The 18,682-nt window shown below is 54.6% G+C and carries 16 protein-coding genes; 8 read left to right on the top strand and 8 right to left on the bottom strand.

The window, feature by feature from the left end:
• Window positions 1-14: 14 nt before the first annotated feature.
• Both ACH0VJ_RS05520 and ACH0VJ_RS05515 read right to left on the bottom strand, forming a co-directional pair.
• Window positions 15-806 (bottom strand): DUF2950 family protein, encoded by a 792-nt coding sequence (locus ACH0VJ_RS05520; protein WP_000757452.1) that lies wholly within the window; start codon window positions 804-806, stop codon window positions 15-17.
• Between the two features lie 12 nt (window positions 807-818).
• Window positions 819-2,414, bottom strand: coding sequence for a DUF3300 domain-containing protein (locus ACH0VJ_RS05515; protein ID WP_000174535.1), 1,596 nt, complete (start codon window positions 2,412-2,414; stop codon window positions 819-821).
• A gap of 388 nt (window positions 2,415-2,802) precedes the next feature.
• Between ACH0VJ_RS05515 and acnB the strand changes: the two genes are divergently transcribed.
• Window positions 2,803-5,400, top strand: a complete 2,598-nt coding sequence (gene acnB / locus ACH0VJ_RS05510; protein WP_000888950.1) for a bifunctional aconitate hydratase 2/2-methylisocitrate dehydratase — start codon at window positions 2,803-2,805, stop codon at window positions 5,398-5,400.
• Window positions 5,401-5,439: 39 nt separating this feature from the next.
• Here the strand turns inward: acnB and ACH0VJ_RS05505 are convergent, their stop codons facing one another.
• Both ACH0VJ_RS05505 and ACH0VJ_RS05500 read right to left on the bottom strand, forming a co-directional pair.
• Window positions 5,440-5,904, bottom strand: coding sequence for a membrane protein (locus ACH0VJ_RS05505; protein WP_000110440.1), 465 nt, complete (start codon window positions 5,902-5,904; stop codon window positions 5,440-5,442).
• A 409-nt stretch (window positions 5,905-6,313) separates the two neighbouring features.
• Window positions 6,314-6,637, bottom strand: coding sequence for a low molecular weight protein tyrosine phosphatase family protein (locus ACH0VJ_RS05500; protein ID WP_001101536.1), 324 nt, complete (start codon window positions 6,635-6,637; stop codon window positions 6,314-6,316).
• A 270-nt stretch (window positions 6,638-6,907) separates the two neighbouring features.
• On the opposite strand from ACH0VJ_RS05500, the gene yacL reads away from it, so the two are divergent.
• The 5 genes from yacL (at window position 6,908) to ACH0VJ_RS05475 (ending at window position 11,476) form a co-directional block, all read left to right on the top strand.
• Window positions 6,908-7,270: a protein YacL gene (gene yacL / locus ACH0VJ_RS05495; RefSeq protein ID WP_000384308.1), complete on the top strand. Its 363-nt coding sequence runs from the start codon at window positions 6,908-6,910 to the stop codon at window positions 7,268-7,270.
• Between the two features lie 234 nt (window positions 7,271-7,504).
• Window positions 7,505-8,458 (top strand): 2-keto-3-deoxygluconate permease 1, encoded by a 954-nt coding sequence (locus tag ACH0VJ_RS05490; RefSeq protein WP_001022089.1) that lies wholly within the window; start codon window positions 7,505-7,507, stop codon window positions 8,456-8,458.
• Window positions 8,455-9,726, top strand: a complete 1,272-nt coding sequence (locus tag ACH0VJ_RS05485) for a D-threonate kinase (protein WP_000783302.1) — start codon at window positions 8,455-8,457, stop codon at window positions 9,724-9,726. The genes ACH0VJ_RS05490 and ACH0VJ_RS05485 overlap by 4 nt, the downstream gene beginning before the upstream one ends.
• Complete coding sequence (locus tag ACH0VJ_RS05480) at window positions 9,716-10,699, top strand: D-threonate 4-phosphate dehydrogenase (protein WP_000448745.1); 984 nt, start codon at window positions 9,716-9,718, stop codon at window positions 10,697-10,699. Before ACH0VJ_RS05485 ends, ACH0VJ_RS05480 begins: the two co-directional genes overlap by 11 nt.
• Before the next feature lie 9 nt (window positions 10,700-10,708).
• Window positions 10,709-11,476, top strand: a complete 768-nt coding sequence (locus ACH0VJ_RS05475; protein WP_000678252.1) for a DeoR/GlpR family DNA-binding transcription regulator — start codon at window positions 10,709-10,711, stop codon at window positions 11,474-11,476.
• A 29-nt stretch (window positions 11,477-11,505) separates the two neighbouring features.
• Here the strand turns inward: ACH0VJ_RS05475 and speD are convergent, their stop codons facing one another.
• The 3 genes from speD to ACH0VJ_RS05460 form a co-directional block, all read right to left on the bottom strand.
• Window positions 11,506-12,300: an adenosylmethionine decarboxylase gene (gene speD / locus ACH0VJ_RS05470; protein WP_000734279.1), complete on the bottom strand. Its 795-nt coding sequence runs from the start codon at window positions 12,298-12,300 to the stop codon at window positions 11,506-11,508.
• A 20-nt stretch (window positions 12,301-12,320) separates the two neighbouring features.
• A complete protein-coding gene (gene speE / locus ACH0VJ_RS05465; RefSeq protein WP_000829968.1) occupies window positions 12,321-13,181 on the bottom strand; it encodes a polyamine aminopropyltransferase in 861 nt (286 codons plus the stop codon).
• A gap of 106 nt (window positions 13,182-13,287) precedes the next feature.
• Entirely contained in the window at window positions 13,288-13,635 is a 348-nt protein-coding gene (locus ACH0VJ_RS05460) for a YacC family pilotin-like protein (protein WP_000846613.1), read from the bottom strand.
• A gap of 201 nt (window positions 13,636-13,836) precedes the next feature.
• Between ACH0VJ_RS05460 and cueO the strand changes: the two genes are divergently transcribed.
• Window positions 13,837-15,447, top strand: coding sequence for a multicopper oxidase CueO (gene cueO / locus ACH0VJ_RS05455; protein WP_000946047.1), 1,611 nt, complete (start codon window positions 13,837-13,839; stop codon window positions 15,445-15,447).
• Window positions 15,448-15,524: 77 nt separating this feature from the next.
• Here the strand turns inward: cueO and ACH0VJ_RS05450 are convergent, their stop codons facing one another.
• The gene (locus ACH0VJ_RS05450) at window positions 15,525-17,915 is read right to left on the bottom strand and encodes a glucose/quinate/shikimate family membrane-bound PQQ-dependent dehydrogenase (RefSeq protein WP_000829731.1); all 2,391 of its coding nucleotides are present in this window, start codon (window positions 17,913-17,915) and stop codon (window positions 15,525-15,527) included.
• A 205-nt stretch (window positions 17,916-18,120) separates the two neighbouring features.
• Between ACH0VJ_RS05450 and hpt the strand changes: the two genes are divergently transcribed.
• Window positions 18,121-18,657, top strand: coding sequence for a hypoxanthine phosphoribosyltransferase (gene hpt / locus ACH0VJ_RS05445; protein WP_000683342.1), 537 nt, complete (start codon window positions 18,121-18,123; stop codon window positions 18,655-18,657).
• The last annotated feature ends 25 nt before the right edge of the window (window positions 18,658-18,682 follow it).

Genomic DNA, 18,682 nt, shown 5'->3' with positions numbered 1-18,682 from the left:
CAGGCGCTTACGGGTTATTCGGCGACCTGCCACTGCGCGTCTGGCGCAAAACGCGTGATAGCCTGAACTTTACTCTCCGTCTCCTTGCCTAAATCCGCCTGATAAATACGATCGTCCTGGTTGACCATAAAACTCATCACCCCGGTTTCGCCGTAATGCATCGGCCAGGCCAGAAGTGCCGCGCCGTGACCGTCGTTATCGCTGATAATACGGAAATGGTAGCCGTGGTAACCCTCGTCTGGCGCTGCGGGGCTAAAGTTTGGGCCTAACGGACTGGGGACGTCGCCTGCTTTGGTTGGCCAGTACAGGCCATCTTTTTGGCCTTCGCTACTGATTATCCTGTGCGCCCAGCGATGGTTTTGTAAGTAATAGTCCTGCTGCGCATCAACGTAAGCATGCATGGCCTGTAAGGTAGAAAGTTCATTTCGCCCAATAGTACGGGTGAGGATCTCATTCCCGGCTGCCGCCATATCAAAGCGCCAGCCGCCAGTCTCTTTCACCATGGGCACCGGGAGCTGCCAGTCTTCTCGTCCGACATTCAGGTGCGCCGTATTGTCTTTTTGTACAATGCGATGGCCTTCGCGCCAGTCACGATTGAAGCGGGCCACGGCCTCGGGATCGGCACCTTCCGGCGGCAGAAATTGCCGCCAGTCATCGCCCAGTAGCGCGGTAAGCTGCGTTTCGTTTTTTCCGGCTACCGCCGCGGCGAAGGCGCTGGCGGCCGCTTCCGGGGAGGGGAACCGTTCCTGCGCGTAGCCCAACAAGGGTAACGACAGTAACAGAGCGCTTAACATAACCTTTTTCATTATCTGCTCCGGTTAACGGCGATGAAATTCATGATGTTCAGAAAAATGTTCCCGCGCGGCGGCGCGTTGCTCGGTGTTCAAGTGACTGCCGCGACGGCTTTCCAGGCCGCGTAGCTGTTGCGATTGCCATGACGGCGATCGACTGTCGTTCCCGCTAAACACATTGGCGTGCATATTCTGGCGAAATGCCTGACGCTGTTGCGGCGTAGAGGACGCGATCCGCTGATGCGCCGCGTTACGCTGTTGCTGCGATAAGGGATGCTGCTGCGTCTGGGATTTCAGCGTCGCGCTATGCTGCTGCGCCGTCTGTCGACGCGCGCTGTCATACTGATTGTCATAACCGCGATAACTATTACGCCTGGCTATCTGATTTAATTGTTGTGAGGCCGCCTTACGCTGGGCATCGCGGGTGCCTGGCGCTGGCAAAGAAGCGTTCGCCGTATGGCTGCGCTGTTGGAATTGCGTCATGGCCGCCTGGCGCTGACTGTCGCGAGACACTGGCGCTTGCTGCGTTGCGCTTAACCCGCCGCTAACATTGGTGGGATGGAACCGTTGCGCAACGGTATTATTCGGATAGGGGACGCCATTGCGCCAGGCGGGATTATGCTGCCAGCCCATCGTTTGGCCCGGCAGGTTTTGCCCGGATATTCGATTGAAATTATTGACATTGATGTTGATATTATCGCCATTATGTTGATAACCGTTACCACCATGATGGTAATCATCATCATGGTGGTCGTCGTCATGGTGGTGATGATCGTCGTCATCCCAGTCTATGCTGCTGAACAACGCATAGGTGGTGGCGACGCCCAGACTATAACCAAAACCTTTAACAAAACTATCGGCAAACTGCTGCCCCGGAGGGGGCGGTAAATACACCGGCGGATAAGCGGTATTGGGCCAGGCGCCATACACCGTCGCGGGGTTATAGTTCGGCACGTACACCACCTGCGGATTCGCGGGTTCAATTTTTATAACGGTCGACGGTGTCGCTGGCGTACTGGCGGATGTGGTGGTTGTCGTCGTGACGGCGGTAGAAGCGCTGGACTTCGGCACGCTGGTGACGGTTTGCTGTGGCGTGGATTTTAGCGAACCGGTTTGTTGAGCGAGCAGACGCAGCCTTTGCACCGCATCCATCACATCCTGTGGCTGGGCTAAGAACGCATCGCCCAGGTTTTGCACCCATTGCGGATTCTCGCCCATAAGCGCCATCAACTGGGGAAAGGCGACCAGCGATTTGACGCTGGGGTCCCACGGTTGGCTGGCCACCGCCTGAATAGCGGCATCGCCCTGCAGCGTAGGGTTATCGCGCGACCACTGGACGGCCTGAACTACGTTCGCCGGGTAGGTGGAGGCCATGAGCACCTGCGAAAGCAGGGCATCGGGATAAAGCGCGACAGGCGCGACCCATTGATCAATTTGCGCAGTGGTAAAGGTCGTTTTCGCGACAGGCGCGGGCACAGCGGTCTGCGTTTGCTCAGGGGCGGGAGTCGCCGCCTGCGCGGGCGCTTCGGGAGCGCGGCTTTTAACATACAGTACGCCCGAAGCGGCAAATAACCCGGCACTGCACACAAGGGCAATGAGATGGGGTTTAAAGGGCAACGTCATTTTATCTCTCCCGATTCCCGAGAATCGCTATGGTCATTATGCCTGCCGCCTACGGGGTGCAGTTTGGCGTGAGTATAAAGGGACGATAGTTTAATTTTTAGCTAATGTTGGGATCGGTAACGTTACGTGACGATCAAAGCACGAAATGAGGTAAGCATTTATGGCTGCAGCTCCCGTCTCAGTAGAGCATTAGACCATCCTTAACGATTCAGCCACTTTTTTATGTTGCTTTTTTGTAAACAGATTAACACTTAAAGAAAATCCTGTTATTGTGCCTTATGCGGTACCGGGCATTTACCCTACTAACTACTGTCTCACAGGAGCGTGAAGAGAATCGCCCATCAACAAAAGCGCCGCATTATGACAATGAGAGCGAGGAGATATCGTCGTGCTAGAAGAATACCGTAAGCACGTAGCTGAGCGTGCTGCCCAGGGGATTGTGCCAAAACCTTTAGACGCAACCCAAATGGCTGCGCTTGTCGAGCTGCTGAAGACCCCGCCTGTGGGCGAAGAAGAATTCCTGTTAGACCTGTTGATCAACCGCGTTCCTCCTGGCGTAGATGAAGCCGCTTATGTTAAAGCCGGTTTTCTCGCTGCTGTCGCGAAAGGCGACACCACCTCCCCGCTGGTCTCCCCAGAAAAAGCCATTGAACTGCTGGGCACCATGCAGGGTGGTTACAACATTCATCCGCTGATTGATGCGCTGGACGATGCGAAACTGGCGCCGATTGCTGCCAAAGCACTGTCCCACACCCTGCTGATGTTCGATAACTTCTACGACGTAGAAGAGAAAGCCAAAGCGGGCAATGAATATGCCAAACAGGTGATGCAATCCTGGGCCGACGCCGAATGGTTCCTGAGCCGTCCGCCGCTGGCGGAAAAAATCACCGTCACCGTTTTCAAAGTGACCGGCGAAACGAATACCGACGATCTCTCTCCGGCGCCGGATGCGTGGTCGAGACCGGATATCCCGTTACATGCGCAGGCGATGCTGAAAAACGCCCGTGAAGGCATTGAGCCGGATCAGCCAGGCGTTGTCGGCCCCATCAAACAAATCGAAGCATTGCAGAAAAAAGGCTACCCGCTGGCCTACGTGGGCGACGTGGTGGGCACCGGTTCTTCCCGTAAATCCGCGACCAACTCCGTGCTGTGGTTCATGGGCGATGACATCCCGAACGTGCCGAACAAGCGCGGCGGCGGCCTGTGCCTCGGTGGCAAAATTGCGCCTATCTTCTTTAACACTATGGAAGATGCGGGCGCACTGCCAATCGAAGTTGACGTTTCTAACCTGAATATGGGCGATGTGATTGACGTCTACCCGTACAAAGGCGAAGTGCGCAATCATGAAACCGATGAACTGCTGGCAACCTTCGAACTGAAAACCGACGTGCTGATCGACGAAGTGCGTGCCGGTGGTCGTATTCCGCTGATTATCGGACGTGGCCTGACCACCAAAGCGCGTGAAGCGCTGGGTCTGCCGCACTCTGATGTATTCCGTCAGGCAAAAGACGTGGCAGAAAGCAGCCGTGGCTTCTCTCTGGCGCAGAAAATGGTCGGTCGCGCCTGTGGTGTGAAAGGTATCCGTCCGGGCGCGTACTGCGAACCGAAAATGACCTCCGTCGGTTCTCAGGATACTACCGGCCCGATGACCCGCGATGAGCTGAAAGACCTGGCCTGTCTGGGATTCTCCGCCGATCTGGTCATGCAGTCGTTCTGTCACACCGCAGCCTATCCGAAGCCGGTTGACGTCACCACGCACCACACGCTGCCAGACTTCATTATGAACCGTGGCGGTGTCTCTCTGCGTCCGGGCGACGGCGTGATTCACTCCTGGCTGAACCGTATGCTGCTGCCAGATACCGTGGGTACCGGCGGCGACTCCCATACCCGTTTCCCGATCGGTATCTCCTTCCCGGCGGGCTCTGGTCTGGTGGCGTTTGCCGCCGCGACCGGCGTGATGCCGCTGGATATGCCGGAATCCGTGCTGGTACGCTTCAAAGGCAAAATGCAGCCGGGCATCACCCTGCGCGATCTGGTCCATGCCATCCCGCTGTACGCCATCAAACAGGGCCTGCTGACCGTTGAGAAGAAAGGCAAGAAAAACATCTTCTCTGGCCGCATCCTGGAAATCGAAGGTCTGCCGGATCTGAAAGTGGAGCAGGCGTTTGAGCTGACCGATGCTTCCGCCGAGCGTTCTGCTGCGGGCTGTACCATCAAGCTGAACAAAGAGCCGATCATTGAATACCTGACCTCCAACATCGTCCTGCTGAAGTGGATGATCGCCGAAGGCTACGGCGACCGCCGTACGCTGGAACGTCGTATCCAGGGCATGGAAAAATGGCTGGCGGACCCGCAGCTGCTGGAAGCCGATGCTGACGCAGAGTACGCGGCGGTGATCGACATCGATCTGGCGGATATCAAAGAGCCAATCCTCTGTGCGCCGAACGATCCGGACGACGCGCGTCTGCTGTCTGACGTGCAGGGCGAGAAGATCGACGAAGTGTTCATCGGTTCCTGCATGACCAACATCGGCCACTTCCGTGCAGCCGGCAAGCTGCTGGACAACCATAAAGGCCAACTGCCGACTCGCCTGTGGGTGGCGCCGCCAACCCGTATGGACGCCGCGCAGCTGACCGAAGAAGGTTACTACAGCGTGTTCGGTAAGAGCGGTGCGCGTATTGAGATCCCTGGCTGTTCCCTGTGTATGGGTAACCAGGCGCGTGTGGCTGACGGTGCGACGGTGGTTTCCACTTCTACCCGTAACTTCCCGAACCGTTTAGGTACCGGTGCGAACGTCTTCCTGGCTTCTGCGGAGCTGGCGGCGGTTGCGGCGCTGATCGGCAAACTGCCGACGCCGGAAGAGTACCAGACCTACGTGGCACAGGTGGATAAGACGGCGGTGGATACTTACCGTTACCTGAACTTCGACCAGCTCTCTCAGTACACTGAGAAAGCAGATGGGGTGATTTTCCAGACTGCGGTGTAACAGAGACGGGCCCGGATTTCCGGGCCCGAATGGCGCTTCTTATTTATTATTACGCTTCACTTCCCGTAGCCCCGGCAAATACGTAATTACCCCGCCCATTATTGCCCCGGCTACAATCGCTGGAATAAGCATAATCAATACTTCACCATATATTAATGGTAGTATGCTTATGTCAAAACCATATCGCGCAAAATTAAACAGCGTCGTGATCAGACCACCTGCAATGGCGCAAAGGATCATCCTGTTAATTATTTTTTGATATAATTTCAGGGGTATCAGCGCGCAGGCGACACCGGTTAACCATGCGGGGAGGAGACTGTATATCCAGCCGGTAATAATCACTAATTCTGGTATTGTTCTGCAGAAATAGAACAAAAATGAGTCTGGTCCGCCAATAATGGCGGGTAAAAAGTTTATGATACCTATCGCGGTGGCTGCGCCTATTAACGGCCCAAGCAGAATAAACCAACCGCTATGATAAATTATTCGTCGAAATACAGACATAATGTATCCTTCCTTAATTTTCCTTCAACCGTCTGACAAAAAATACAACTCACTACGGCTTCTCTGCTGATATCGCCCATTGCTGGAGTTCAGTTGAAAAGTGCTTATCAAGTAGCCAACAATTTCATGACAACGACCCGGATGATAAGGAAGCGTCTGAAAGACTAGCAGGCGTCGGCGTGGGCAGGGTATTGATGATTTCTGAAAAAACGCCAGAGGGACGCCGGGCTGGTAATGCTATAGCTGGATGAGGGGCAGCCGTTTTTAATGACTGCTCTCTTCCGGCGCATAATAAAAGGTCATCTAAACGGCGCGCTGCCTGATGTGAAATTTGTCGTCGAGTTTTCGCTTAACGGAGAGTAAGTGAATGTAATCGTGATCGATGATGGACATTTCCTTGCGGCAACGCCTATATCCCCAGCACTTCCGGCACCAGCTCTTCCAGTTGCCTGACCAGTTCAGGGTCCATATAGCGATAATCGTCGGGGATATCAAGTACGTGCAGGGGCTTATTTTCAATAATACGACGATATTCAGCCATCAACCGGTCTTTATGTTTCTGCTCCATAACGCAGATAACGTCAGCCCACTGAAGTAACCCGCACGACACGCTTTTTTTGGCGTTGCGGCTGGTGCCAGCGGAACGGACGCTAAGGCCAGGATAGCGGCGGAACACCTGCTCCGCCGTGGGGCTGCGCCATTGATTTCGGCTGCATATGAAAAGCACATTCATTAAATAAATACTCTTCCAGATCGCGCTTCGCTAACGGCGAGTGTGTGAATCGTGGAGACTTAATACCCCACGGTGCGGCACGTAGCACTTTGTCGGAGTGCGTGTAGATATATTGAAGCGCTAGAGTGACTTTCTGTATGAATAATAAACTGTTTTGGCATTTTTATTTTATCTTTTGTGCGCCCCGCTGTTTTTCTTTCACCGTGCTGCGATAATTACCTTAAGGCGCAATGCGGTATTGGCGCATTGCCAGGGCAGAGGAAAACAATTATGGATTACGAATTTCTGCGCGACGTTACCGGAGGGGTAAAAGTACGAATGTCGATGGGCCACGAGGTGGTCGGTCACTGGTTTAATGAAGAGGTTAAAGACAACCTCTCGCTACTGGATGAAGTAGAACAAGCCGCGCGTACGGTCAAAGGCAGCGAACGCTCCTGGCAACGAGCAGGGCATGAATACACGATCTGGATGGACGGCGAAGAGGTGATGATTCGCGCCAATCAGCTGGATTTTTCCGGCGATGAGATGGAAGAGGGGATGAGTTATTACGATGAAGAGAGTTTATCCCTGTGCGGCATGGAGGATTTTCTACGGGTCGTCGCCGCGTATCGGGAATTCGTCAGTAAAGCCTGACCCTCTCTTCGTTATTGTCCCGCAACGCCAGTCGACGGACAGTTGGGGGCGGTAGTGGAAACGAAATCACCACACATTCCAGCCGGGAGTATCCCGGCTTTTTTATTGCAGAATGATTTTTTGATTTTTATTAATCATTTTAAAACTGTGATCTGACGCGTTTGTGATCTTAATTTGATTGAATATAATCGTTATGATTTTATTCAATCACAACAAGCAACAGGCGGTAAGACCATGAACATCAAAAAAGCAATAGAGCGCGTACCCGGCGGCATGATGGTCGTACCGCTCGTTATTGGCGCAGTCATTAACACCTTCGCTCCACAGGCGCTTGAGATCGGCGGTTTTACCACCGCCTTATTTAAAAACGGCGCGGCGCCGCTGATTGGCGCTTTTCTGCTGTGTATGGGAGCCGGTATCAGTGTGAAAGCCGCGCCCCAGGCGTTATTGCAGGGCGGGACGATTACGCTCACTAAGTTGCTTGTCGCCATCGGGATTGGCCTGGGCGTGGAGCATCTTTTCGGCGCGGAGGGTATTTTTGGCCTGAGCGGCGTGGCGATTATCGCGGCGATGAGCAATTCGAATGGCGGACTTTATGCTGCGTTGGTAGGCGAATTCGGCAATGAGCGCGACGTCGGCGCTATCTCTATTTTGTCTCTTAATGATGGCCCTTTCTTTACGATGATTGCGCTGGGCGCGGCAGGGATGGCGAACATTCCCATTATGGCGCTGGTGGCGGTGCTGGTTCCGCTGGTTGTCGGCATGATCCTCGGCAATCTTGATCCTCATATGCGCGATTTTTTGACCAAAGGCGGCCCGCTGCTCATTCCTTTCTTTGCTTTTGCGCTGGGGGCGGGCATCAACCTGGAAATGTTACTGCAAGGCGGACTTGCCGGAATTCTGCTCGGCGTGCTGACAACGTTCGTTGGCGGTTTCTTTAATATTCGCGCAGATCGTCTGGTTGGCGGAACTGGCATTGCCGGGGCGGCGGCCTCCAGCACCGCGGGTAATGCCGTTGCGACGCCGCTGGCTATTGCGCAGGCCGACCCTTCGCTCGCCGAGGTGGCCGCTGCTGCTGCTCCGCTGATTGCCGCCTCGGTGATCACCACGGCAATCCTGACGCCAGTGTTGACCTCCTGGGTTGCAAAAAAACAGGCGCGTCAGGCTTCTTTGGAGAAAAACGCATGAAAATGATGGTTATCGCCGATGATTTTACCGGATCGAATGATACCGGCGTCCAGTTGGCGAAGAAGGGGGCGAGAACGGAAGTCATGTTGAGCGCGTCGCAAAAACCGTCCCGCCGCGCCGATGTGTTAGTCATTAACACCGAAAGCCGGGCGATGCCCGCAGATCAGGCGGCATCTGCCGTTTATGCCGCGCTTTCCCCGTGGTGTGAGACATCGCCAGCGCCGCTGGTGTACAAAAAAATCGACTCCACATTTCGCGGCAATATCGGCGCCGAAGTGACGGCGGCCATGCGCGCCAGTCAGCGAAAACTGGCCGTTATCGCCGCCGCGATCCCTGCGGCCGGACGCACGACGCTTGAAGGAAAATGTCTGGTTAATGGCGTCCCGCTACTGGAAACCGAATTTGCCAGCGATCCGAAAACGCCCATTGTCTCTTCCCGTATTGCCGAGATAGTGGCGTTGCAAAGTGAGATCCCTGTGTATGAAGTCTTTTTGCAGGATGTCCGACGCGGCGGGTTAAGCGCCTTACTTACGGCTTATGCGGCTGAGGGCGAAGGGATTATCGTCGTGGATGCGGTGGAAGAGCGGGACCTGACGTTGATTGCGCAAGCGGCGTGTGAACAACCGTCGATGCCGCTGCTCGTCGGCGCAGCGGGTCTGGCGAATGCGTTGCCGGTTGAACTTTTTATGCAAGACCGGCAGCGGCTGCCGGTACTGGTGGTGGCCGGTTCGATGAGCGAAGCCACGCGACGTCAGGTGGATAATGCGCTGTGCCGGGGACGTGCGGAGGTCGTGGATATCGATGCCGCGCGCATGGTGTCGGATAGCGCGGAGCAGGAAATCGCGTCTGTCGTAGAGCAGGCCTGCGCGCTGTTAAGTCAGCATCGACATACGATTTTACGCACCAGCCGTCGCGCAGAAGATCGACAGTTAATCGACGCGCTGTGCGAAAAATCCGCGATGAGTCGTCAGCAATTGGGCGAGCGACTGAGTCAGCGGCTTGGCGTCGTCACGTTAAACATTATCGAGCAGGCGCGGATTGGCGGGTTGTTTCTGACCGGCGGCGATATCGCTACCGCCGTCGCCGGCGCGCTTGGCGCTGAAGGTTATCGCATTCAGAGCGAGGTGGCGCCCTGTATTCCCTGTGGAACGTTTGTAAACAGCGAAATTGACGATCTGCCGGTCATTACCAAAGCGGGCGGATTCGGTTCAGACAGTACGTTGTGTGACGCGCTTTATTATATTGAGGAGATGTATTGTGGAGACTAAAACCGTTGCCATTACCATGGGCGATCCAGCGGGCATTGGGCCGGAAATTATTGTTAAAGCGCTAAGCGAAGACGGTCTCAACGGCGCGCCGCTGGTGGTTATTGGATGCCTCGCAACGTTGAAACGTTTACAGGCGAAGGGCATCACGCCGAACGTCGAGTTACGGGCCATTGAACGGGTCGCCGAAGCGCGTTTTGCGCCCGGCATCATTCATGTGATTGATGAGCCGCTGGCGCAGCCGGAGGCGCTGGAGGCCGGGAAAGTTCAGGCGCAGGCGGGGGATTTAGCGTATCGCTGCGTGAAGCGCGCCACCGAGTTAGCGTTACGGGGCGACGTACAGGCTATCGCTACCGCGCCGCTGAATAAAGAGGCGCTGCACCTGGCGGGGCACAACTATCCGGGCCATACCGAGCTGCTCGCGACCCTGACCCATAGCCGCGATTACGCGATGGTACTTTACACCGATAAACTAAAAGTGATTCACGTTTCAACGCATATCGCGCTGCGTAAATTCCTTGATACGTTAAGTACCGCGCGTGTCGAAACGGTGATTGGTATTGCTGATACTTTCCTCAAGCGTGTGGGTTACGTTAAACCGCGTATCGCCGTGGCAGGCGTGAACCCTCATGCGGGCGAGAATGGCCTGTTTGGCGATGAAGAGACGCGTATCCTGACGCCAGCCATTACCGATGCCCGTGCAAAAGGTATGGACGTTTATGGGCCGTGCCCGCCGGATACTGTATTTCTCCAGGCTTATGAGGGGCAGTATGATATGGTGGTGGCGATGTATCATGACCAGGGGCATATTCCGTTGAAATTGCTTGGCTTTTATGATGGCGTGAATATCACCGCAGGGCTGCCGTTTATCCGGACTTCTGCCGATCATGGCACCGCATTTGATATCGCCTGGACGGGAAAAGCAAAATCTGAGAGCATGGCCGTATCGATCAAACTGGCAATGCAACTGGCATAATTCCCTGTTATGAAAGGACAACACCGTCTGGATCTCATTGTGGCGTATCTGAAAAACCATACGCTGGTTACGGTAGAACAGCTGGTTGAGGCGGTTGACGCATCGCCAGCCACTATCCGTCGCGATTTGATCAAGCTGGATGAGCAGGGCGTGATCAGCCGTAGTCATGGCGGCGTGGCGCTGCGGCGTTTTGAACCCGCCCAGCCCACCACCAATGAAAAACAACTGCGATCGCCCGCTGAAAAACGGGCGATCGCACGCGTTGCCGCATCGCTGGTCAATGCTGGCGATGCCGTCGTGCTGGATGCCGGTACGACAATGATGGAACTGGCGAAATGCTTAACCCATCTTCCGCTGCGGGTCATCACCGTCGATCTGCATATTGCGCTGTTTTTAGCTGAGTTCCGGCAAATTGAAGTGACGATTGTCGGCGGTCGTATCGATGACAGCAGTCAGTCCTGTATCGGTGAGCATGGGCGCAAGCTGTTACGCAGCGTTTACCCGAACATCGCGTTTATGAGCTGTAATTCATGGGGGGTAAAAACGGGCGTGACGACCCCAACGGAAGATAAGGCCGGGCTTAAACAGGAGATTATTGCTAATGCGCAGCGCAAAGTGTTGCTGGCGGACAGCAGTAAGTATGGCGCGCATTCGCTCTTTAATGTGGTGCCGCTTGAGTGCTTTAATGACGTGATTACCGACGTCAATCTGCCGCCGTCAGCGCAGGTTGAACTGAAAGGGCGCGCTTTTGCGCTAACGCTGGTGCAGCCGGAGTGACAGCGCCGTCAGGCGCTGCCAGTGGTGAATCAGACCGCAGAAATATTGCGGCCGTAGTAAATCTCGCGCATCTCTTTCCACAGCGCGGCGGTGATCTGCTGGCGTTCGGTTTCAGTGAGATCTTCCGGTTTGGTGTGAAACATGTAGTGCTTAAGATCGAACTCTTTAAGCAGCATCTTGGTATGGAAAATATTTTCCTGATACACGTTTACATCCACCATGTCATACAGCGATTTCATATCTTCCGACATAAAATTCTGAATAGAATTAATCTCATGATCGATAAAGTGTTTCATACCGTTGACGTCGCGCGTAAAGCCGCGCACGCGGTAATCGATGGTGACAATATCGGACTCTAGCTGGTGGATCAGGTAATTGAGCGCTTTTAGCGGTGAAATCACCCCGCAGGTTGACACTTCGATGTCGGCGCGAAAGGTGCATAGCCCGCCTTCCGGATGGCTTTCCGGATAGGTATGCACACAGATATGGCTCTTATCGAGGTGCGCCACTACGGTTTCCGGCAGCGGGCCGGGATGTTCGGTTTGATCGATAAGTTTCGGGTCGATCGGTTCTTCGCTCACCAGAATCGTGACGCTGGCGCCCTGGGGTTCATAATCCTGACGGGCGATGTTCAGGATGTTCGCGCCGATAATGGAGCAGGTCTCCGACAGGATCTCGGTCAGTCGGTTGGCGTTATAGAGTTCATCGATATAGGCGATATAGCCATCGCGCTCTTCTGCGGTTTTGGCGTAGCAGATATCGTAAATACAAAAACTCAGGCTTTTCGTCAGATTGTTAAAGCCATGCAGTTTCAGCTTTTTCAATTTTTATCACCTCCTTAACGTCACTGTGCGGACAGTGCGTCATGTAGATATTGCGGTAGCGCAAATGCAGCGGCATGAATAGCCGGGTTGTAATAGCGACATTTGAGGCCGGCGGCATGAAAACGCGCCTGAATAATTTCGCTCGACAGGTGGCGAAGAGCGTCGTTGTCCGTCGCCCAGGCGAAGGTCATAATGCCGCCGTAATAGGTCGGAATCGCCGCCTGGTAGAAGCCGACATCGCTGAAGTAATGACTCAGCTTGCGGTGGCTGTCGAGCGCTTCATCCTGCTGCAGGAAGCACACGCCGTTCTGGGCGACAAAAATGCCGCCCGGATTCAGGCAACGCTTACAGCCTTCATAAAAGGCGGAGGTAAACAGGCTTTCGCCGGGGCCTATCGGATCGGTACAGTCGGAAATGATCACATCAAAGGTCTGATGGGTCTGATTGACGAAATTCACGCCGTCGTCGATCACCAGCGTAAAGCGCGGATCGTCGTAGCTGCCGGCATTGTGGTTGGGTAAATACTGGCGGCAAAACGAGACTACGCCAGCATCGATCTCCACCATAGTGATGGTTTCGACGTTTTTATGCCGGGTAACTTCACGTAGCATTGCGCCGTCGCCGCCGCCGATAATCAGAACGTGTTTCGCATGACCGTGCGCCAGCAGCGGGACGTGGGTCATCATTTCATGATAAATAAACTCGTCGCGTTCGGTGGTCTGTACCACGCCGTCCAGCGCCATCACGCGGCCAAAAGCGGCGTTTTCAAAGATGATTAAATCCTGGTGATCGGTTTTTTCATGATACAGAACGTTGTCTACGGCAAAGTACTGACCAAACTGGTCGTGTAGCGTTTCATGCCACATCGTATTTTCGGCCATTGGCTGATACCTCCATTGTTAACACCCGTAAAAAAAGGGCGCAACATCATAGCTAACAATGACCGTGGATGCACGGTCATTATTTCAGCAATAGGATCGCGGAGGATTATTTAACGTAGGCTAACAGGCTCAGAGAATCGCGGGCCAGAGCTTTGCATTTTTTAGCGACCGGAATACCGATGCCGCTAAGATCGCGGTAGCTGTCTTCGCCCAACGATTTCATATCGAAGGTGTCGTAGTTACTCAGGTCCCACTGATTTTGCTGGGCAAAAAAGACCAGCGCACGGCGAATCTGACTATTGGGTAAATTTTGGTAACCACAGTCATTTTTCAGAAAAACGAAAACTGCCGTTAAATCGGCCATATCTTCAGCTTCGGATTCAGTAAGCGCATAGCTATTTGCGCATAAGGCCATCAGGCTGCCAAACAACACGGGTCTGAAAAACGTCTTCATTGCTTCTACCACGGCATCAGGGAAAGTCAACGTTAGCATACTGAGAACGTAGCGACGACTTTTATTATCAGGATTGGTCGCGGCGTTTTCATTCTTATTGTATTGCTGTCAGGAATGGTAAAGACGTGTTGCTGGCTTGACCTTCCCGTTAGGGCAGGGTCTAAGCTTAGACACCCGCCTGTTCATTATAAGGAAATGATTATGTTACGCCGTGATTTCTTAAAATATTCAGTGGCGCTGGGGGTTGCATCAGCGCTGCCGCTGTGGAGCCGCGCCGCTTTTGCCGCCGAACGTCCCGCGTTGCCTATTCCTGACCTGTTAACGGCAGATGCGAGCAACCGTATGCAGTTAATTGTTAAAGCCGGACAGTCGACATTCGCCGGTAAGAACGCGACAACCTGGGGCTACAACGGTAATTTGCTGGGGCCAGCGGTACAGCTTCACAAAGGAAAAAGTGTGACCGTTGATATCCATAACCAACTGGCCGAAGACACGACGCTTCACTGGCATGGTCTGGAGATTCCGGGCATCGTCGACGGCGGCCCGCAGGGGATTATTCCCGCAGGCGGAACCCGCACGGTGACGTTTACGCCGGAGCAACGCGCCGCGACCTGCTGGATTCATCCGCACAAACACGGCAAAACCGGGCGCCAGGTGGCGATGGGCCTTGCCGGGCTGGTGCTGATTGAAGATGACGAGATTCGCAAATTGCGCCTGCCGAAACAGTGGGGCATCGACGATGTGCCGGTGATCATTCAGGACAAACGCTTCTCCGCCGATGGCCAGATTGATTATCAACTGGATATTATGACCGCCGCCGTCGGCTGGTTTGGCGATACGCTGCTGACCAATGGCGCTATCTATCCGCAGCATTCCGCGCCGAAAGGCTGGCTACGTCTGCGCTTGCTAAATGGCTGTAATGCGCGCTCGCTGAATATCGCCGCCAGCGATAATCGCCCGCTTTATGTGATCGCCAGCGACGGCGGCCTGCTGGCGGAGCCGGTGAAAGTCACCGAACTGCCGTTATTAATGGGCGAGCGTTTTGAAGTGCTGGTGGATATCAGCGACGGGAAAGCCTTTGATCTGGTGACCCTGCCGGTCAGCCAGATGGGAATGGCGATCGCTCCGTTTGATAAACCGCATCCGGTGATGCGTATCCAGCCGCTGCGGATTACCGCCTCCGGTACGCTGCCGGATACGTTGACGACGATGCCGGCGCTGCCGTCGCTGGAAGGGCTGACGGTGCGCAACCTGAAACTGTCGATGGACCCGCGCCTTGATATGATGGGGATGCAAATGCTGATGAAGAAATATGGCGCTCAGGCGATGAGCGGCATGGATCATGACAGCATGAACGCGCATATGCAGGGCGGCAATATGGGGCATGGCGAGATGGATCATGGCAACATGGATCACAGCGGGATGAATCATGGCGCGATGGGCAATATGAATCACGGCGGAAAATTCGACTTCCATAACGCTAACTTTATCAACGGCCAGGTCTTCGATATGAACAAACCGATGTTCGCGGCGCAAAAAGGCCGACATGAACGTTGGGTCATTTCCGGCGTGGGCGACATGATGCTGCATCCTTTCCATATTCACGGCACGCAGTTCCGTATTCTGTCAGAGAACGGCAAAGCGCCAGCGGCGCACAGAACGGGCTGGAAGGATACGGTACGCGTTGAGGGCGGTATCAGCGAAGTGCTGGTCAAGTTCGATCACGACGCGCCGAAGGAACATGCCTATATGGCGCACTGTCATCTGTTAGAACATGAAGATACGGGAATGATGTTAGGATTTACGGTCTGACCGATGTCTGTGACGCAGGCCGGGTAAGGCGAAGCCGCCACCCGGCACAATGCCCGGCATACGCCGGGCATTAATGGTTATTTCGCGTCGTCAGGCAAAGCATAGGCCACTATATAGTCGCCCATCTTCGTACCAAACGAACCGTGGCCTCCGGCAGAAACGACCACGTACTGCTTACCGTTTACCTCATAGGTCATAGGCGTTGCCTGGCCTCCGGCGGGTAAACGTCCCTGCCACAGTTTTTCCCCGTTGCTCATGTTATAAGCGCGCAGGTAGTTGTCGGCGGTCGCGGCAATGAACAGCACATTACCGGCGGTTGAGATTGGCCCGCCCAGCATTGGCATCCCCATGTTGAACGGCACCGGAACCGGCATCGGGAACGGCATACTGTCGCGCGGCGTCCCTATACGTTTCTTCCACACGATTTCATTGGTCTTCAGATCCAACGCGGAAATATAGCCCCAGGCCGGTTGTTTACACGGCAGGCCAAACGGCGAAAGGAACGGATTCAGCGTGACGCCGAATGGTACGCCGTACTGTGGCTGAATACCCGCTTCTGTACCGGTACCTTTCGCGTCTTTCGGCGGCTCCATCGGATTACCCGGGCCGCGTGGGATCAGCTTCGAGACAAACGGCAGCGCCATCGGGTTAGCGATAGCGACCTGACGGTCTGGATCGACGGAAATACCGCCCCATTCAAACATCCCCAGGTTGCCAGGGAATACCAATGTCCCCTGCTCGGACGGCGGGGTGAAGATACCTTCATAGCGCAACTGGTGGAACATGACGCGGCACACCAGTTGGTCGAACATGGTCGCGCCCCACATATCCGCGCCGGAGAGATCTTTTTTCGGGCGGAAGGTTAAATCAGAGAACGGCTGAGTTTTGGCGACGTAATCGCCTTTTGCCGCGCCCTGCGGGACCGGTTTTTCCGGGGCGGGCACGACCAGCTCGCCATTACGTCTGTCCAGCACAAAGATATTACCGGTTTTCGCTGGCGCATAGATAACCGGAACGGTAGTACCGTCAACGGTAATATCCGCCAGCGTCGGCTGTGCCGGCAGGTCCATATCCCACAGATCGTGATGGACGGTCTGATAACTCCAGGCCAGTTTCCCGGTGGTGGCATTCAGCGCCAGGATGGAGCTGGCATAACGTTCCTGCTCCGGCGTGCGGTTACCGCCCCAGATATCCGGCGTGGTCACGCCCATCGGCAGATAGACCAGATCCAGTTTCGCATCATAGGCGGCAGGCGCCCAGGAGTTCGGCGAGTTAAAGGTAAAAGCGTGCTCATCGGCTGGAATCGCGTTCGGATCTTTCGCCCCCGGATCGAAGGCCCACATGAGTTTACCGCTATTAACATCAAAACCACGGATAACGCCGGACGTTTCGCGGGTAGAGAAGTTATCCGTGACCGAACCGGCAATGACAATTGTTTTATCGGTGATAATCGGCGGCGACGTCGGTTCATACAGTCCCGGCGTGGTATCCGGCATATTGGTTTGCAGATTCAGGACGCCTTTGTTGGCGAAGGTTTCACACAGCTTGCCGGTTTCGGCATTCACCGCGAAAAGGCGACCGTCGTTGACCGGGAGGATAATACGGCGCGGACAGTCGGCGATGACCTCCGGCGAGGCGGTATCCGCTTTGGCCTCATGATAAGAGACGCCGCGGCAGGTCACATGCTGGAAAGACGAATCGGTCTTCAACTGAGGATCAAAATGCCACTTCTCTTTACCGCTGGCGGCGTCCAGCGCGAACAGACGCTGGTGAGCCGTACACAGATAAAGCGTATCGCCGACTTTAATCGGGGTCACTTCGTTGGTGATTTCACCCGGATCGTTGGGTTGTTTCAGATCGCCGGTGCGGAAGACCCACGCTTCTTTCAGTTGGTGAACGTTATCCGCAGTGATCTGTTTCAGCGGTGAATAGCGTTGGCCTTCCTGATTGCGTCCATAGGCCGGCCAGTCTTCGTCGGCGATCGACGAGCTTGTTGCGGCGGGCGTGGCGTCGGCGCGAAGCGTACCGTTGATCTCCTGCGGGTCGTTGAAGCCAGCCCAGGTCAGAATGCCGCCGCTAATCAGCAGCGCCACGACCAGCGCCGCCACTGCGCCGCTGGAAGGAACCACCAGCCGATGCCAGACAAACGGCAATATTAGCCAGATGCCGAAAAACACCAGGATATCGCTACGCGGCGTGAGCGCCCAGAAGTCGAACCCGACTTCCCACACGCCCCAAATCATTGTCGCCAGCAGCAGGGCGGCATACAGCCACAGTGCGGCACGTTTACTGCGCCATAGCAATCCGGCCACAACCAGCATCACGAGGCCCGCGATGGGGTAGTACCAGGAACCGCCAATAGCAACCAGCCAGACACCTCCGATAAGAAGATACAGCCCACAAAGTGCTGCAAAGAGGGCCGTCAGCGTCACGAGTAATCGTGGCGATCGTGCGTTATTTTCTGCCATAAAAAGACACCATCCCAAATTGTTAATTTTTTAGTAGCAATTAAGTATAGGAATTAACATGTGTGATCGTCATCACAAAATGAGCTTTCTTATCAAATGCCGCGAATGAATACGTTTGCTGTTATACTGCGTGCCTTGCGCGTCAATGCGGCGTTATTAGTCACCGGCATTGAGTGATTTGTTTTTAAATCATATGGTTATAAATATGAAACATACTGTTGAAGTCATGATCCCCGAAGCGGAGATCAAAGCACGTATTGCCGAGCTGGGTCGTCAGATTACCGAACGTTATAAAGACAGCGGCAGTGAAATGGTGCTGGTAGGTCTGTTGCGTGGCTCATTTATGTTTATGGCGGACCTGTGCCGTGAAGTTCAGGTTCCTCATGAAGTCGATTTTATGACCGCCTCCAGTTATGGTAGCGGCATGTCCACCACCCGCGACGTGAAAATCCTCAAAGATCTGGATGAAGATATTCGTGGTAAAGACGTGCTGATTGTCGAAGACATTATTGATTCCGGTAATACGCTGTCGAAGGTCCGTGAAATCCTGGGCCTGCGCGAGCCGAAATCGCTGGCGATTTGTACGCTGCTGGATAAACCGTCTCGCCGCGAAGTGGACGTGCCGGTTGAGTTCGTTGGCTTTTCGATTCCGGACGAATTTGTAGTCGGTTACGGTATCGACTACGCTCAGCGTTATCGCCATCTACCGTATGTTGGTAAAGTGGTGCTGCTGGACGAGTAAGCGCAGAAATGCCGGATGGCGTCGC

The sequence above is a fragment of the Salmonella sp. 2020_1459 genome, from assembly GCF_043847915.1.
GTDB classification, from domain to species: domain Bacteria; phylum Pseudomonadota; class Gammaproteobacteria; order Enterobacterales; family Enterobacteriaceae; genus Salmonella; species Salmonella enterica.
Note: the sequence above shows the minus strand (reverse complement) of the source record. Positions and strands in the feature narration are given on the sequence as shown.

Excerpts from the sequence above, each read along its gene's own strand:
- ACH0VJ_RS05520 (WP_000757452.1), bottom strand. The coding sequence starts at position 806 with ATGAAAAAGGTTATGTTAAGCGCTCTGTTACTGTCGTTACCCTTGTTG.
- ACH0VJ_RS05515 (WP_000174535.1), bottom strand. The coding sequence starts at position 2,414 with ATGACGTTGCCCTTTAAACCCCATCTCATTGCCCTTGTGTGCAGTGCC.
- ACH0VJ_RS05505 (WP_000110440.1), bottom strand. The coding sequence starts at position 5,904 with ATGTCTGTATTTCGACGAATAATTTATCATAGCGGTTGGTTTATTCTG.
- ACH0VJ_RS05500 (WP_001101536.1), bottom strand. The coding sequence starts at position 6,637 with ATGAATGTGCTTTTCATATGCAGCCGAAATCAATGGCGCAGCCCCACG.
- yacL (WP_000384308.1), top strand. The coding sequence starts at position 6,908 with ATGGATTACGAATTTCTGCGCGACGTTACCGGAGGGGTAAAAGTACGA.
- ACH0VJ_RS05490 (WP_001022089.1), top strand. The coding sequence starts at position 7,505 with ATGAACATCAAAAAAGCAATAGAGCGCGTACCCGGCGGCATGATGGTC.
- ACH0VJ_RS05485 (WP_000783302.1), top strand. The coding sequence starts at position 8,455 with ATGAAAATGATGGTTATCGCCGATGATTTTACCGGATCGAATGATACC.
- ACH0VJ_RS05475 (WP_000678252.1), top strand. The coding sequence starts at position 10,709 with ATGAAAGGACAACACCGTCTGGATCTCATTGTGGCGTATCTGAAAAAC.
- speE (WP_000829968.1), bottom strand. The coding sequence starts at position 13,181 with ATGGCCGAAAATACGATGTGGCATGAAACGCTACACGACCAGTTTGGT.
- ACH0VJ_RS05460 (WP_000846613.1), bottom strand. The coding sequence starts at position 13,635 with ATGAAGACGTTTTTCAGACCCGTGTTGTTTGGCAGCCTGATGGCCTTA.
- cueO (WP_000946047.1), top strand. The coding sequence starts at position 13,837 with ATGTTACGCCGTGATTTCTTAAAATATTCAGTGGCGCTGGGGGTTGCA.
- ACH0VJ_RS05450 (WP_000829731.1), bottom strand. The coding sequence starts at position 17,915 with ATGGCAGAAAATAACGCACGATCGCCACGATTACTCGTGACGCTGACG.
- hpt (WP_000683342.1), top strand. The coding sequence starts at position 18,121 with ATGAAACATACTGTTGAAGTCATGATCCCCGAAGCGGAGATCAAAGCA.